The organism is Falsiruegeria litorea R37 (assembly GCF_900172225.1).
GTDB lineage: Bacteria > Pseudomonadota > Alphaproteobacteria > Rhodobacterales > Rhodobacteraceae > Falsiruegeria > Falsiruegeria litorea.
Genome location: NZ_FWFO01000014.1, coordinates 1 through 1,973, shown reverse-complemented (window position 1 = coordinate 1,973; position 1,973 = coordinate 1). Strand labels below are relative to the sequence as shown.

The following is a 1,973-nucleotide window of genomic DNA, read 5'->3' as shown; positions in this document are numbered from 1 at the left end:
TGACCGAAGACAAGAATGTCGGACCATCTTCGGCACATCCGATTTCTGTCGGTGGAACCTTGAGCGTATCAGATCCTGACGGCACCGCATCGAACCACTTCCGCTACTCCGTTTGGGGGGAAAACGCTGTATCCGATCCTTTTGGCGGAAGCCTTCACATGGACCGCTATGGTAACTGGCACTATGCGGTGGACAATTCAAATGCTGCTGTTCAACGTTTAGCTGCCGGTGAAGAAGGCCATGCCACATATCGGGTGAGCTCCGCCGACGGGACGTCACATCAGATCCAGATCACGATCCATGGCACCAATGATGTGCCTGTTCTGAGCGCGGCGACGGCCTCGGCGACGGAAGACGGAAGTGCCGTGACGGGCCAGATGTCGGCCACGGATGTTGATACCGGCGATACGCTCAGCTTTGCCCCGGCCAACCCCGTGCCCGGCTTCACCCTGGGCACCGACGGCTCCTGGAGCTTCGATCCCACGGATGCGGCCTACCAGCACCTCGCCGCGGGCGCGACGCAACAGGTCACCATCCCCGTCACCGTCACCGACAAGGCCGGCGCCACCGACACCGAACACCTCGTCATCACCGTGACGGGCACCAATGACGGCCCGGCCGTCAGCGCCCCGGTTACCCTGCCCGCCGGCACCGAGGACAAGCCGGTGCAGATCACCGCGGCGCAGCTTCTCGGACATGCCACCGATATCGACACGGGCGATGTGCTCTCGGTGACCGGCCTGAGCGCCAGCCACGGCACGATCAGCGGCGACGCCGCACACGGTTTCACCTTCACACCGGACCCCAACTACAACGGTCCGGTGGCGCTCAACTATACCGTCACCGACGGACATGGCGGTGCCGTCGCACAAACCGCCTCCCTGACGCTGGCGGCGACCGGCGATGCGGCGGTAATAGGCGGCGTCGATACCGGCGATGTCACCGAGGATGTCAATGTTATGGGCATGCAGTGGTTACAGACCCGGGGTCAGCTGACAATCGCCGACCCGGACACGGGGGAGGCCCGCTTCGTGATGTTCCCCATGCGCGGGAGCTACCCGACTAGTCTCGGGGGCAATGCCTCTCTGGTGATCGGACCGAAGGGAGGGTGGATCTACGATGGCGATAATGACGACCCGCGCGTTCAGGCGCTTGGTGCCGGTCAAACTCTGGTCGACACGGTTACGGTGCGCTCCGCCGATGGCACCACACACCAGATCCAGATCACGATCCATGGAACCAATGATGTGCCTGTTCTGAGCGCGGCGACGGCCTCGGCGACGGAAGACGGAAGTGCCGTGACGGGCCAGATGTCGGCCACGGATGTTGATACCGGCGATACGCTCAGCTTTGCCCCGGCCAACCCCGTGCCCGGCTTCACCCTGGGCACCGACGGCTCCTGGAGCTTCGATCCCACGGATGCGGCCTACCAGCACCTCGCCGCGGGCGCGACGCAACAGGTCACCATCCCCGTCACCGTCACCGACAAGGCCGGCGCCACCGACACCGAACACCTCGTCATCACCGTGACGGGCACCAATGACGGCCCGGCCGTCAGCGCCCCGGTTACCCTGCCCGCCGGCACCGAGGACAAGCCGGTGCAGATCACCGCGGCGCAGCTCCTGGAACATGCCACCGACATCGACACCGGCGACACGCTGTCGGTCACCGGCCTCAGCGCGAGCCATGGCAGCATATCCGGCGACGCCGCACACGGTTTCACGTTCACACCGGACCCGAACTACAACGGGCCGGTCAGCCTGAGCTACCAGGTCACAGACGGCCATGGCGGGACAGTCGCACAGACGGCCGCCTTGACGCTGGCCGCAACCGGCGATGCCGCCGTGATCGGGGGAGTCGATACCGGCGATGTGACCGAGAACACGGCGGGTGTGGACAAGTCTCCGGACCAGCATGAGCCGGGGATCGCCACGCTGGGCAAGGCTCCGCTCTACGCGGACGGAAAACTGACA

The 1,973-nt window shown here is 64.9% G+C and carries 1 protein-coding gene; it reads left to right on the top strand.

Annotated elements, in window-relative coordinates; translation table 11 throughout:
• Positions 1-59: 59 nt before the first annotated feature.
• The coding region (locus tag TRL7639_RS22720; protein WP_165759900.1) for a VCBS domain-containing protein at positions 60-1,973 on the top strand (1,914 nt) is incomplete at its 3' end.